The organism is Streptomyces sp. NBC_01390, from assembly GCF_045040105.1.
GTDB lineage: Bacteria > Actinomycetota > Actinomycetes > Streptomycetales > Streptomycetaceae > Streptomyces.
The window spans coordinates 4,133,650-4,146,473 of sequence record NZ_CP109551.1 but is presented as its reverse complement, the minus strand read 5'-3'; the positions used below and the strand labels follow the sequence as shown (position 1 = coordinate 4,146,473).

Sequence of the window (12,824 nt, the reverse complement as noted above, 5' to 3'; positions counted from 1 at the left end):
CTCCTGTCCCGCCGGTCCCCGCGAGCCTTGGGTTTCCCACGTCGGTGAGCAGTAGGTGGGCGTCATCTGCTGGCCGTATCGAGGCGCGCTCGGTCCGAAGTGGTTGCCGTGGTCCCTGGCTGCGGCTTACAGCGTCAGGGGAACGGCGGTGTCGTTGGGGCGTCTCGTCTCGGCAGTGGCCACAGCCTTCCTGGAGCTGTTCAATTTCTTTTACGACGGCGACAGTTGGCCTCGACCGTGGCAGCCCAGCTGGCGGGATTGCTGCTGCGGCTGCTACAGCCCGCTCCGGCTACAAGGCCACAACAAGGGCGCAACGGGTGGGTGGCGGCACCGACGCTCGACCCGGAGCGTCCCTACCCTCTGGCGTACAGGGGTACGAATAGTGACCCCGGCTCAGGGGGCACCGTGCACTCGACAGTTTCGTGGCCGTTGGTCCGGCGCTTCGTCGGCGCCCTCGCGGCCTGCGCCGCCCTGGCCGCAACCTCGGGGTGCATGGTCCCGGTTGACGCCGTCGCCGGCATCTCGGTGACCGACGACGGTCAGCTGGTCGGCGTCATGCTGGTCTGCGGACATCACATCGATGGCGCGACTCTCTACGTGGACAGCGATGACGCCGACAAGCAGGTGAACGTCGGCTCATGGACCGCCGCGCAACCGCTCAAGGCCGGCCTCTCCACGTGGACCCTAGACACTCCTGCCACCGGCTGGACCGCGACCACACCGCTCAAACCGCTCACCGCCAAGACCGCCTACACGCTCTACGGCTGGACGAAGGACAACTCGTGGTCGTCGAGCAGCGTTTCCTTCACCCTGCCCGACCGGGACCGACTCACCCCGGGAGTGGTCCGCTACGAGGGTGACGAATCCGCGGTCACTGTCCCCGTGGCGCAGTTCAAAGCCAAGGCTTGCGAGGGCGGTTGACGCCGGACAGCTCGCTCGCGCCACGACCGTGTCACCGGCGTCGCGCCCGGTGGAACAGGCTGGACACCGGCTACCAGCGCCCTTGACCGGGCTCGCTCTCGCTAGAAGAGGCCCGCGCGTATGTACTGGGTGAGGTTCTCGGGGCTCTCGCGCAGCCAGGGACTGCGGACGTCCGGCAGCCGCACCAGGGTGTGCTGAAATACGCGCAGATCGGCCTGGAACAAGGAATGGGGGCGGGGTGCGGGCGGGTCGTCGCGGAGGACGCCGTCGGGCAGGCCGCCCGACGCGGGAACCGGCAGGTGCGGTTTGGGGAAGGCCAGGCCCAGCCGCACTCCGAACGGCAGCGGCACCGGGTGGGCCGTGCTGGCCGAGCCGACCGGTGTCCAGGTTTCTCCGGTCTGCGGATGGGTCGGCACGAGGACGATGTCGGTGTCCGGCTCGGGGACGGGCTGTCCGGGTCCGGCGAGAACGGCGTGCTGTGTCGGTGGACCCGTGGGCAGCATGGCGTCGAGGGCGCGTTGGAACACTCGTTTGCTCAGACCGTCCGGGACGGTCACCGGCCGGCCCTGCGAGGCTGCCAGCAGGTGAGCGAGCGCCCGGCCGACCGCGGCCTCCCACTGCGGGCTCCAGGACCAGAAGTGGCTTGTCCCCAGCAGCGATCCCCATGTGGCAATCGGCTCGAACAGAGGCGTGGACCTCCCTTCCTTCACCAGCTCTGCCCAGGAGAGCGGTGCGGGGTCCGGATCACCGACGATCAGGCGGCGCACGGCGTCGGGCGCGAGCCGTACCGCCTGCCAGAGTGAGCAGTCGTCGATCCGGCTCGCCACGGGCAGGCCGCACGCCTCGCAGGCCATGTTGGGGCCGTCTGCTCCGTCGACGCCGCAACAGCAACCGGCGGCCCTATCCGGGATCAGCAGGGTGCCGCGAGCGTCACCGGGTGCGATGACGATCGATCCGGGCGCGCCGTCGGACAGGGCGTGGACCGGCGCGTGGACACCGCGGGCCACCGCCTCGTCCGGAGGGATCTCCTCCCAGCTGCGCCACGGCGGCCCCCAGGGCTCCGGGTCCTCGGCGAAAGTGCCCGACTCCATGAGCGCCGGGAGCTGCAGCCCGTTCCCGTACTCCTGACGAGCGTGCACCGGCAGAGCGACCCGGGACAGCGGGGCGGTCAACTCGGCGCCGCATCCCCCACACACGAAAACGAACAAATGCCCTCCGTCAGAGAATCGGAGGGCATCGTCGCAGCTCCGCCACCACCGGCCAACTGGTTTCGGATCAGGGGGCGTCGAGAACGCCATCCTCTTGGACGGGCACGTCAATCGCCTGCGGTGTCTCGGCCTCCCAGCGCAGCAGGTCGCCCGGCTGGCACTCGAGCACCTCGCAGAGCGCGGCGAGCGTCGCGAAGCGCACCGCCTTGGCGCGGCCGTTCTTGAGTACCGCCAGGTTGGCGGGGGTGATCCCCACGCGATCCGCGAGCTCGCCCACGGACATCTTCCGCCGGGCCAGCATCACGTCGATGTCGACGGCGATCGGCATCAGATCACCTCGTCCAACTCGGCCTGCATCCGCGCCGCTTCGACGTCGCGCGCGACGGCCTGGGTGAGCAGCATCCGCAGCACGAGCACGATGAGGGCGACCCCCAGGATGGCCAGGCCGACCCCGCCCATGATGACGGTGACGCCCGGGTCGTCCCGCTGGCCCGGCGCGTTGACGGCCGTGACCGTGAACCACAGGAGGGCAGCCGCCACGATCGCGCCGATCACGCCGTCCACGTACCGGAAGGCGGCGTGGGAGAAGACGGTGCCGCGTCGCACCATCGTCACCAGCCGCCATACGCAGACCAGAGCGACCTGGGCCGACAGCATGCCCAGGATCGTGATCACGCGCAGCGCGGTCAGGGGGAGCGAGCCGTCCTCCGGGTCGCGCCCGCTGACCAGAGTCCACACCATCAATGCCTGCACGAACACGGTGCCGACGAGCACCACCACGAGCAGGGCGCGCAGCGCACGCACGGCCAGCTTTCCCATGGCCCATCCTTCCATCGAATCGCGATGGGAATCTATCGAAATTCGATAGATGAGGCAAGGTTGGAGATGGAGACGGGGGTGTGGGGGTGGGTGTGGGGATGGACGTCGTTACGCGGCGCGGGTCAGGCGACGAGCCGGCGGGAATCGCGCCCCGGCCCCACCGCCGCCCTCACGCGAACCGCACACCCCCCTGCGGCAAGATGGACCGCATGAGCATCGTGAAGATCAACGTCCTCGAGGTCCCCGAAGAGCAGCGCGAGACGCTCGAGAAGCGGTTCGCGTCGCGGGCCGGTGCTGTCGAGGGGTCGGACGGGTTCGAGTGGTTCGAGCTGCTTCGGCCTGTCGAGGGCACCGACAGCTACCTGGTGTACACGCGGTGGCGCAGCGAGGAGGACTTCCAGGCCTGGATGGCGGGCCCGATGCAGTCGGCGCACCGCCCCGCGTCCCCGGGCGGGGAGCGGCCCAAGCCCGCCTCCTCCGCATCGACGCTCTGGTCGTTCGAAGTGGTCCAGCAGGCAGCCCCCAAGCAGGGCTGAGCCCGCCGTTCTGGCGCGCCGAGCAGCAGCCGCAGCAGCAGCCGAACTCGGCGCGCCGTAACGCGTACGGACCCTGGGTCAGGGCTTGCGCCCCACCCCGCCGTGCTGCCCGATCGCCGGCGCCGCCACCCCGGACGCGCTCGCCTCCGGCCGCCACAGGGGCACCGAGACCACCCCGGGCGCCACCAGGTCGAGCCCCTCGAAGTACGCCTCGATCTGCTCCACCGGCCGCAGGAAATACGGCACCGCGCCCGTCTCGTTGTACGCGTCCTGCGCCTGTTCGTAGGCGGGGTCGGTGCCGCGCGAGCCTTCGTTCAGCGACAGGTAACTGCCGGACGGCAGGCCCGCCATCAGGTCGCGGACGATTCCGCGCGCCGTCTCGAACTCCGTCACGTGCCCCAGGATGCCGCTCAGGATCAGCGCCGTCGGGCGGGTGAGGTCCAGCGTCTTCGCCGCCGCCTCCAGGATGCGCTCCGTGTCGTACAACTCGGCGTCCACGTAGTCCGTCGCGCCCTCGGGAGTCGACGTCAGCAGGGCCCGGGCGTGGGTCAGGACCAGCGGGTCGTGGTCCACGTAGACGATGCGCGCGTCGGGGGCCACCGACTGGGCCACCTCGTGCGTGTTGTCCACCGTCGGCAGGCCCGTGCCGACGTCCAGGAACTGGCGGATGCCCGCCTCGCCGGCCAGGTGGCGGATCGTACGGCCGAGGAACGCCCGGCTGCTGCGCGCGATCGTGACGATGCCGGGGAACACGGCCGTGTACGCGTCACCGGCCGCCTCGTCGACGGGGTAGTTGTCCTTGCCGCCCAGCCAGTAGTTCCAGATGCGGGCGGAGTGCGGTACCGAAGTGTCGATCTTCTGTTCGGATTTGGGCATGCCGACATCGTCTCCTCGGCTGTAACGGACGCCTTCGTGCAAGGTTCAACTTAACGCCCGAGCACCCGAGTCAACGATACGTATGCCGCCTCGTACGTGTCACCGCTGCGTCCGTGTCACCGAGTCCGCGAGCGACGCGGTGGCCACCCCGGGTCCTTCCGGGGTGGCCACCGGTCACACGCCCTGGACTACGGCCGTCAGCCCACCGACACCGCACTCCACGCCGCGCCCACCGCGGCGTACTCCGTGCTGCCCGCCCCGTACAGGTCCCGCGCCGCGTTCAGCGTGGCCGTGCGCGCGCCCGCGTAGTTCGTCGAGGACGTCATGTACGTGGTCAGGGCCTTGTACCAGATCGCGCCCAGCTTGGCCTGGCCGATGCCCGCGACCGTCGAGCCGTTGCACGTAGGGGAGTTGTAGTCGACGCCGTTCAGCGACTTGGCGCCGCTGCCCTCCGCGAGGAGGTATGCGAAGTGGTTCGCCACGCCCGAGGAGTAGTGGACGTCCAGGTTCCCGACCCCCGAACTCCAGCAGTTGGCCGAGTTCCCGTCCTTCGACGGCTGGTCCATGTAGCGAAGCGCCGTACGGCCGAAGCCCGACTTGACGATCTTCTCGCCGATCAAGTAGTCCCCGAGATCAGTGGAGTTGGCCGCGCTGAACTCCACCAGGGTGCCGAAGATGTCCGACGTCGCCTCGTTGAGGCCGCCCGACTCGCCCGAGTACGTCAGATTGGCCGTCGACGCCGTCACGCCGTGCGTCATCTCGTGGCCGGCCACGTCCAGCGCGACCAGCGGGCCGAACGTCGTGCCGTCGCCGTCGCCGTACGTCATGCAGAAGCAGGTGTTGTCCCAGAAGGCGTTGTTGTAGTTGCTGCCGTAGTGCACACGGTTGTACGAGCCGACCCCGTTGCCCTTGATGCCGCTGCGCCCGAACGTGTTCTTGTAGTAGTCCCAGGTCTTGTCGGTGCCGTACTGCGCGTCCACCGCCGCCGAGGCCCGGTCCGCCGTCGCGCCCGTGCCCCAGTGGTTGTCCGCGTCCGTGAAGAGCGTGGCGGGGGCGCGGACGATGCAGATGCCGAAGATGCACAGGTCGGTGCCGTTCGCGGCGTCGCCCGTGTACGTGTTGCCGCGCGTCGGGTCCTTCAGCTGGTACGTCGATCCGGAGAGCGTCGTCTCCAGCGGGACGGTGCCGCCGTACAGGGACTTGCCGTCGCCCGTCGCCGTCTCGATGCTGTCCCAGGCGTCGAGCTGGGCGCCCGTGCGCGCGTCGGTCACCACGGTGCGGGCGACCGGGTTGCCGGCCGAGTCCAGCGCCGCCACGTTCGTCTGCCAGGCGAGCTTGGGGGTGCCGTGCAGGGCGTCAACCACCAACTGGGGCTTGGAGGTTGCCTTCTTCAGCGCCTCGCCCCGGTTGGCCGCGCGCAGCGCCGACACCGCGAGGTCTGCGGCCTTCGGGGCCGACACCGCCGGGCTGATCGTGCTCAGGGATATCGGGCGGGTCGTGGCGCGGCTCGCGCTGCGGTAGGTGCCACTTGGGGTCAGGTGGACCACGAAATCGCCGCCGAGGACGGGGAGTTGGCGGTAGGTCCGGTCGTAACGGACGTGCTGGCTGCCGTCCTTGTCGACGATGACGTCCCGGACTTTGGCGCTCTGCAGGGAGGTCAGGCCCAGATGGGTGGCCTGGTCGGCGAGTGCCGTGGCCGCGTTCTTGATCGCGGTGTTCCTGGTCGGTCTGTCGGCCGCGTCGGCGGCGGGGGAGAGCGCGGCGGCCAACAGGGCCGCGACGCCGACCGTGGTGCCCGCCGCGGCGAGACGGGAACCTCGGATGCGCTGAACGTGGGGGGTGCGCTGTGTCCGACTCATCGGTCTCCTCGGGCTTGTTCGAGCGGGTGGGAGGACGCGCGACAGGACGTGGAGGGAGGCTGGGCAGGGACCGGTGACGTCCAACGCGCGTTGGGGACGCGGATGTTGTCTGAGATTTAAGTGTCCATGACATGGCGTGTCCATAGCGCCTTGTGTGTTCCCTGTGCGCTCTCCGCATGTGTCCGGATGTATCCGGCCAGGTCTTCCGCCGGTTGTGGCTGCCTGTCGCCGAACTGTGAAGTCCCTGTCAATGCCGTGCTGTTGTCACGTTCGTCACAAGAATCAACATCCACTTACGCCATTGGCTTTCACGCAATTTCGGCAATGATGTAGCCATGAGTGACCGGAAATCATTCCCCCCCGCCGGTTCCCTAGAACCCTCACCAGCCCTGCACATGGTCAAATCCCAACCACCCACACTTTCCGATCTGTTGAGCCTTGTCCGAGCTCCGGCCGCGCTCAGTGTCCCCGGCGACATCCTGGCGGGCGCGACAGCGGCAGGTCGCCCCCTCGGCGCTCGGACGGTCGGCGCGATGGCCTCCTCCGTCTGTCTCTACTGGGCCGGCATGGCCCTCAACGACTACGCCGACGCCGCCGTCGACTCGGTCGAGCGGCCCGCCCGTCCGGTGCCCTCCGGCCGCGTACCCCGCCGGACCGCGCTGACCGTCGCCACCGGCCTGACCGGCGCCGGCCTCGGCCTCGCCGCGGTGTCGGGCGGCCGACGCGGACTCGCCGTCGCCCTGCCGCTGACGGCGCTGATCTGGGCGTACGACCTGAAGTTGAAGTCCACTCCGGCCGGTCCGGCGGCGATGGCGGGCGCCCGTGCGCTCGACGTGCTGGCCGGTGCGGTCGCGGGCGGCGGCAGCCCACCGGCACACGGGTCCCGTGGCGGCGGCACGGCCGTCGCGCTAGCTCGCGGCGCCGTCCCCGCCCTTCTCACCGGGGTGCACACCTACACACTCACCGCCCTCAGCCGCCACGAGATCTCCGGCGCGCCCGCGCGGCTGCCCGCCACGACGCTCGCCGTGTCGTCGGCCACGGCACTGTCGACGGTGCTGCCTTCCGTACTCCCGGCGATCCTGCCGCGCCGGCGAGCCGTGCCCCGCGAGGAGATCGCCCGAACCGCCGTCGCCTCCGCCGGAGTTGTCGCCTACCTGGGGACGTACGGCTGGGCGCAGGCGCGTGCCGTACGCGACCCGAGCGGGAGTTCCGTACGGCGTGCGGTGGGGGCGGGCATCCTCGCCATGGTCCCCCTGCAGGCAGCGCTCACGGCGCGTGCGGGGGCGCCTGTCGCCGCCGCGCTCCTGGGTGCCGTGCACCCGGTGGCGCAGCGCCTGGCGAGACGGGTGTCCCCGACATGAGCAACTCGACGAAGGCGAAGGGCGCACCATGGGCCTGAGATTCGGCTACGGCACCAACGGGTTCACCCATCACCGCCTCTCCGACGTCCTCGGGATCCTCGCCGACCTGGGCTACGACGGCGTCGCCCTCACCCTCGACCACAACCACCTCGACCCGTACGCCGACGACCTGAACCACCAGGTCGACCGAGTGCGCACGCAGTTGGCGCAGCTCGGGCTGACCGTCACCGTTGAGACCGGGGCGCCCTACTTCCTCGACCCCTGGGCCAAGCACCAGCCGACGCTGATGTCCGGCCAACCGGACCGCCGTGTCGACCTGTTGCGGCGTGCCGTACGCATCGCCGCCGAACTCGGCTCGCCCACCGTCCAGTTGTGCAGCGGACCGGCCCCGGACGACATACCGGAGACGGAGGCCTGGCGGCGGCTGGCCGCCGGCGTCGGGGCGGCGCTGGAGACGGCGGAGGCGTACGGGGTCGCGCTGGCCTTCGAACCCGAGCCGCACATGTTCGTCGACACGGTCGCGAAGTGTCTGAGACTGCGTGAACTGCTCGGCGGGCACGAGCTGTTGGGCGTGACCCTCGACCTGGGACACGCCCACTGCGTGGAGGAGCCGTCGCTGCTCGACTGCGTCGGCCTGGCCGCGCCGCACCTGCTGAACGTCCAGATCGAGGACATGGTCCGTGGGGTCCACCGGCATCTGGAGTTCGGTGCGGGCGAGATCGACTTCCCGCCGGTCCTGGCGGCGCTGACCGATCTGGGCCACCGTGGTCTGGTGTCCGTCGAGATCCAGGGCGGCGCTCTGGACGCCCCCGACATCGCCCGCAGCTCCCTGGAATTCCTGCGCAGAGCCGAGGCCCGGAGCCTGCTCCCTTCCTGAGCGGTCAACCGACCGGCTGTTCACCAGCGTTCGGCATCACCTTTCCGACATTCCCGGGTACCCCTTTCTCTCTTCGCTCCCCACTACCTGGAAAGCCGTATGCCTCTTTCCGACACAGACCCCCTCGCCCTCACCCCCGAGGCCCGCGCCTGGCTCGACACGGCCCTGGCCGCAGTCGCCGCCGACCCCACCACCGTCCGAGCCCTCTTCCCCGCCGTCCGCCGCAACTGCGGCCGGGCCTTGCTTCCCGACGGCCGGACCGTCGACGAGACCGCCCGTGCCCTGCTCCTGGCCGCCCTGCCTCTGCACGGCCAGGCACTCGTCGACGAGGTGACAGCGCTCCACCGCTACGGCGACCCCGCTGAACAACGGGCCGTCCTACGGGCGTTGCCCCAGCTCGACCGGGAAGGGACCGGCGGGTTCCTGGACCTCGTACGACAGACCCTGCGTGGCAACGACACCACGCTGATCGAGGCCGCCCTCGGCCCGTACGCGGCGGTTCACCTCCCCGCGGACGAGTACCGCCAGGCCGTCCTGAAGTGCGTGTTCTGCGAGATCCCGCTGGCCCGCGTCGCCGGACTCGACGCCCGAGCCGACGCCGAACTCGCCCGCATGCTCACCGACTTCGCCCGCGAGCGGACAGCGGCCGGACGCCCCGTACCCGAGGACATCGGCCCGCTCGTACGCCCCTTCGCCACCACTGCCCGCAGCGCCAGTGACCCCACCACCACCGACTTCACCGCCCTCGCCTTCGACCCCACCGACGAAACCGTGTGAGCATGCGCATCTTCGACCCCCACATCCACATGTCCTCCCGCACCACCGACGACTACGAGGCGATGTACTCGGCCGGGGTCCGGGCCGTGGTCGAGCCCGCCTTCTGGCTCGGCCAGCCCCGCACCTCGCCCGACACCTTCTACGACTACTTCGACTCGCTGCTCGGCTGGGAGCCGTACCGGGCAGCCCAGTTCGGCATCCAGCACTTCTGCACGATCGCGCTCAACCCGAAGGAGGCGAACGACCCACGCTGCCTTCCCGTCCTCGATGAACTGCCCCGCTACCTCGCCAAGGACCGGGTCGTCGCCGTCGGTGAGATCGGCTACGACTCGATGACGAAGGAGGAGGACGAAGTCCTCGCCCGTCAGCTCCAACTCGCCGTCGAGCACGGCCTGCCCGCCCTCGTCCACACCCCGCACCGAGACAAGGCGGCCGGGACCAGGCGGACCCTGGACGTCGTACGGGAGTCGGGCATCGCCCCCGAACTCGTCGTCCTGGACCATCTGAACGAGCTGACGGTAGGCATGGTCCTCGACAGCGGCTGCTGGGCGGGGTTCTCCGTCTACCCGAGGACGAAGATGAGCGAGGACCGCATGGTCCGCATACTCCAGGAGCACGGGCTTGACCGGGTCATGGTCAACTCGGCTGCGGACTGGGGGAGTTCGGACCCGCTGAAGACCCGCAAGACCGGCGACGCCATGCTCGCCGACGGCTTCACGGACGACGACGTCGACCGCGTCCTGTGGCGCAACCCCTTCGCCTTCTACGGCCAGAGCGGACGCCTCGACCTGGACGACACCGACGGTGTGGCGAAGCCCGACGAGACGTCGTCGTTCGAGGGCAACTCCATCCGGCGCGGGGGAGAGTGAGCCGCCCGTGCGCTTCCGCCACCCCGACGGCACCCCCGTCCACCTCGCGTACTGCAGCAACGTCCACCAGGCCGAGGACCTCGCCGGGATCATCGCCCAGCTCGGCGCCCACGCCGAACCCGTACGGGAACGGCTCGGCGTCGGCCGGCTCGGCATCGGCCTGTGGCTGGCCCGTACCGCGGTCACCGAACTCGCCTCCGACGAGCGGGCGTTGACGTCCCTCAAGGCCGAACTCGCGGCGCGCGGCCTGGAGACGGTCACCCTCAACGCCTTCCCGTACGAGGGGTTCCACCGCGAGGTCGTCAAGAAGGACGTCTACCTCCCGGACTGGGCCGACCCGGCTCGCCTGGCCTACACCCTCGACTGCGCCCGGGTCCTCGCGGCCCTCCTCCCCGACGACGCCCGACGCGGCAGCGTCTCCACCCTCCCGCTCGGCTGGCGCACCCCGTGGCCGACGGGGCGCGCGGACACGGCACGTTATGCGCTGGACCAACTGGCGGCAGGACTGGCCGAGTTGGAGTCGAGCACCGGGCGCCGTATCCGAGTCGGCTTCGAACCGGAACCGGGGTGCGTCGTGGAGACCACCACCCAGGCGGTACGGGAGTTCGCCGACGTCGACCACGACTACCTCGGCGTCTGTCTGGACGCCTGCCATCTCGCCGTCCAGTTCGAGGAGCCCGGTGAGGCCCTCGGGCGGCTCGCCGACGCCGGTCTGCCGGTCGTCAAGCTCCAGGCGTCCTGCGCGGTCGAGGCCCCCGACCCCACCGACCCGCGCGCCCGCGCCGCCCTGCGTGAACTGGCCGAACGACGGTTCCTGCACCAGACCCGAACGGTCGTCGAGGGCACGGTGGTCGGTGTCGACGACCTGCCGGACGCCCTGGACGGCGACACGCTTCCGGCCTCGGGCGCCGACAACCCCAACCCTTGGCGCACCCACTTCCACGCCCCGCTGCACGCGGATCCCGAGCCACCCCTCCGTACCACCGCCGACCAACTCACCACCGTCCTGGACGGACTGCTCGGCGGTCCGAGCGCCGTGTGTGACCACATCGAGGTCGAGACCTACACCTGGTCCGTCCTGCCCCGCCCACCCGCCGACCTCGCCGCCGGCATAGCCGCCGAACTCGCCTGGGCCCGCGACCGGTTGACCGGCCTCGGCCTAAAGGAGGAGCACTCATGACCGTCTCAAGGAACTGCTCATGACCGAGATCCCGAACACCAACCGACTCGTCGTCCTCGACATCGTCGGCCTCACCCCCGCCCTCCTGCGGCACATGCCCGCTGTCGCCGCGCTCGGCGACCGCGGCTTCCAGGCGCCCCTCGGCACCACACTCCCGGCCGTCACCTGCACCGCCCAGTCGACCTTCCTCACCGGCGAACTCCCCTCCACGCACGGCGCGGTGGCCAACGGGTGGTACTTCCGCGACCTCGGCGAAGTCCTCCTCTGGCGGCAGCACAACGCGCTGGTCGGCGGCGAGAAGATCTGGGACGCGGCCCGAAAGCGGTCGCCCGGCTACAAGGTCGCCAACATCTGCTGGTGGTACGCCATGGGCGCCGACGTCGACTGGACGGTGACCCCGCGCCCGATCTACTACTCCGACGGCCGCAAGGAACCCGACTGCTACACCTGGCCGCCCTCCCTGCACGACGAACTCACCGAACGCCTCGGCCCCTTCCCCCTGTTCACCTTCTGGGGCCCGAACGCCGGCATGCCGTCCACCCAGTGGATCCTGGGCGCCGCCCGCCAGGTATTCGACGAACACGAGCCCGACCTGACCCTGGTCTACATCCCGCAGATGGACTACGAACCCCAGCGATCCGGCCCCCAGTCCGACGAATCCATCCGCGCCGCCCGCCAACTCGACGACGCTCTGCGCCCGTTGATCGAACACTTCCTGGCCGCCGGCGCCACGGTGGTGGCCCTGAGCGAGTACGGCATCACCCCGGTGTCCCGCCCCGTGGACATCAACCGGGCCCTGCGCCGGGCCGGACTGCTGGAGGTGCACACCCAGGACGGTATGGAGTACCTCGACCCCTGGACCTCCCGCGCCTTCGCGGTCGCCGACCACCAGGTGGCCCATGTCTATGTCCGGGACCCGGCCGACATACGCGAAGTCGCCAAGATCGTCGGTGAACTCGACGGTGTGGAGGAGGTGTTGGGCGAAATGGGCAAAGCGGCGCAGGGCCTGGACCATGAGCGCTCGGGGGAGCTGGTCGCGGTGGCGGACGCCGACGCCTGGTTCACGTACTACTACTGGCTCGACGACGACCGGGCTCCCGACTTCGCCCGCCAGGTCGAGATCCACCGCAAGCCCGGCTACGATCCGGCCGAACTGCTGTGGGACGACACCGTCCCGACGGTGAAACTGAAAGCAGCCGGTCAACTCGCCCGCAAGAAGCTCGGGTTCCGCTACCGCCTGCAGACGGTTCCGCTGGACCCCTCGGGCGTCCGCGGCAGCCACGGCCGCCTCCCGAGCGACCCCGACCACGGCCCCGTATTCCTGTGCTCCGAACCCGAGCACAGCACCGAGGCCGTCGCGGCGACCGAGGTCAAGGGCCTCCTTCTGAAACTCGCCGGCCTGCCACCGACCACACCCACCGACGACGCCTAGGGACGGTCGGCGCCTGCGCAAGGGCCTCACCGCAGGCACAGGCACAGGCGCAGACACGGGAGCGGGCACAGGCGCAGCCACAGGCGCGGGCGCAGGCACAGCCAGTTGC

General features: G+C 70.2%; 13 protein-coding genes. 8 read left to right on the top strand and 5 right to left on the bottom strand.

Going from position 1 to position 12,824, the window contains the following annotated elements; all coding sequences use genetic code 11:
• Positions 1-405: 405 nt before the first annotated feature.
• Entirely contained in the window at positions 406-921 is a 516-nt protein-coding gene (locus tag OG241_RS18515; RefSeq protein ID WP_405816603.1) for a hypothetical protein, read from the top strand.
• A gap of 101 nt (positions 922-1,022) precedes the next feature.
• Here the strand turns inward: OG241_RS18515 and OG241_RS18510 are convergent, their stop codons facing one another.
• From OG241_RS18510 to OG241_RS18500, 3 genes are all read right to left on the bottom strand, one after another.
• Positions 1,023-2,129 carry a hypothetical protein gene (locus OG241_RS18510; RefSeq protein ID WP_405816601.1) on the bottom strand — a complete coding sequence of 369 codons (1,107 nt, stop codon included), beginning with the start codon at positions 2,127-2,129 and terminating at the stop codon, positions 1,023-1,025.
• A gap of 67 nt (positions 2,130-2,196) precedes the next feature.
• Positions 2,197-2,457, bottom strand: coding sequence for a helix-turn-helix domain-containing protein (locus tag OG241_RS18505; RefSeq protein ID WP_405816600.1), 261 nt, complete (start codon positions 2,455-2,457; stop codon positions 2,197-2,199).
• Positions 2,457-2,948: a DUF2975 domain-containing protein gene (locus OG241_RS18500; protein WP_405816599.1), complete on the bottom strand. Its 492-nt coding sequence runs from the start codon at positions 2,946-2,948 to the stop codon at positions 2,457-2,459. The genes OG241_RS18505 and OG241_RS18500 overlap by 1 nt, the downstream gene beginning before the upstream one ends.
• A 209-nt stretch (positions 2,949-3,157) precedes the next feature.
• On the opposite strand from OG241_RS18500, the gene OG241_RS18495 reads away from it, so the two are divergent.
• On the top strand, positions 3,158-3,484 hold the full coding sequence (locus OG241_RS18495; protein ID WP_405816597.1) for an antibiotic biosynthesis monooxygenase family protein: 327 nt from the start codon (positions 3,158-3,160) through the stop codon (positions 3,482-3,484).
• A gap of 78 nt (positions 3,485-3,562) precedes the next feature.
• Here the strand turns inward: OG241_RS18495 and OG241_RS18490 are convergent, their stop codons facing one another.
• Both OG241_RS18490 and OG241_RS18485 read right to left on the bottom strand, forming a co-directional pair.
• On the bottom strand, positions 3,563-4,360 hold the full coding sequence (locus OG241_RS18490; RefSeq protein WP_405816596.1) for an SAM-dependent methyltransferase: 798 nt from the start codon (positions 4,358-4,360) through the stop codon (positions 3,563-3,565).
• Between the two features lie 197 nt (positions 4,361-4,557).
• A complete protein-coding gene (locus OG241_RS18485; protein ID WP_405816594.1) occupies positions 4,558-6,219 on the bottom strand; it encodes a M4 family metallopeptidase in 1,662 nt (553 codons plus the stop codon).
• A 431-nt stretch (positions 6,220-6,650) separates the two neighbouring features.
• Between OG241_RS18485 and OG241_RS18480 the strand changes: the two genes are divergently transcribed.
• From OG241_RS18480 to OG241_RS18455, 6 genes are all read left to right on the top strand, one after another.
• Complete coding sequence (locus tag OG241_RS18480) at positions 6,651-7,580, top strand: SCO3242 family prenyltransferase (RefSeq protein WP_405816593.1); 930 nt, start codon at positions 6,651-6,653, stop codon at positions 7,578-7,580.
• A 28-nt stretch (positions 7,581-7,608) separates the two neighbouring features.
• On the top strand, positions 7,609-8,457 hold the full coding sequence (locus OG241_RS18475) for a sugar phosphate isomerase/epimerase family protein (RefSeq protein ID WP_405816592.1): 849 nt from the start codon (positions 7,609-7,611) through the stop codon (positions 8,455-8,457).
• Between the two features lie 99 nt (positions 8,458-8,556).
• Positions 8,557-9,234 (top strand): EboA domain-containing protein, encoded by a 678-nt coding sequence (locus OG241_RS18470; RefSeq protein ID WP_405816591.1) that lies wholly within the window; start codon positions 8,557-8,559, stop codon positions 9,232-9,234.
• 2 nt (positions 9,235-9,236) lie between these two features.
• Positions 9,237-10,103 (top strand): TatD family hydrolase, encoded by an 867-nt coding sequence (locus tag OG241_RS18465; protein WP_405816589.1) that lies wholly within the window; start codon positions 9,237-9,239, stop codon positions 10,101-10,103.
• A gap of 7 nt (positions 10,104-10,110) precedes the next feature.
• A complete protein-coding gene (gene eboE / locus OG241_RS18460) occupies positions 10,111-11,283 on the top strand; it encodes a metabolite traffic protein EboE (protein WP_405816587.1) in 1,173 nt (390 codons plus the stop codon).
• Positions 11,284-11,302: 19 nt separating this feature from the next.
• Complete coding sequence (locus OG241_RS18455) at positions 11,303-12,715, top strand: alkaline phosphatase family protein (RefSeq protein WP_405816586.1); 1,413 nt, start codon at positions 11,303-11,305, stop codon at positions 12,713-12,715.
• Positions 12,716-12,824 lie beyond the last annotated feature (109 nt).

Coding starts and splice junctions, on each gene's coding strand:
- OG241_RS18490 (WP_405816596.1), bottom strand. CDS start 4,360: ATGCCCAAATCCGAACAGAAGATCGACACTTCGGTACCGCACTCCGCC.
- OG241_RS18485 (WP_405816594.1), bottom strand. CDS start 6,219: ATGAGTCGGACACAGCGCACCCCCCACGTTCAGCGCATCCGAGGTTCC.
- OG241_RS18495 (WP_405816597.1), top strand. CDS start 3,158: ATGAGCATCGTGAAGATCAACGTCCTCGAGGTCCCCGAAGAGCAGCGC.
- OG241_RS18500 (WP_405816599.1), bottom strand. CDS start 2,948: ATGGGAAAGCTGGCCGTGCGTGCGCTGCGCGCCCTGCTCGTGGTGGTG.
- OG241_RS18475 (WP_405816592.1), top strand. CDS start 7,609: ATGGGCCTGAGATTCGGCTACGGCACCAACGGGTTCACCCATCACCGC.
- OG241_RS18470 (WP_405816591.1), top strand. CDS start 8,557: ATGCCTCTTTCCGACACAGACCCCCTCGCCCTCACCCCCGAGGCCCGC.
- OG241_RS18465 (WP_405816589.1), top strand. CDS start 9,237: ATGCGCATCTTCGACCCCCACATCCACATGTCCTCCCGCACCACCGAC.
- OG241_RS18455 (WP_405816586.1), top strand. CDS start 11,303: ATGACCGAGATCCCGAACACCAACCGACTCGTCGTCCTCGACATCGTC.
- OG241_RS18505 (WP_405816600.1), bottom strand. CDS start 2,457: ATGCCGATCGCCGTCGACATCGACGTGATGCTGGCCCGGCGGAAGATG.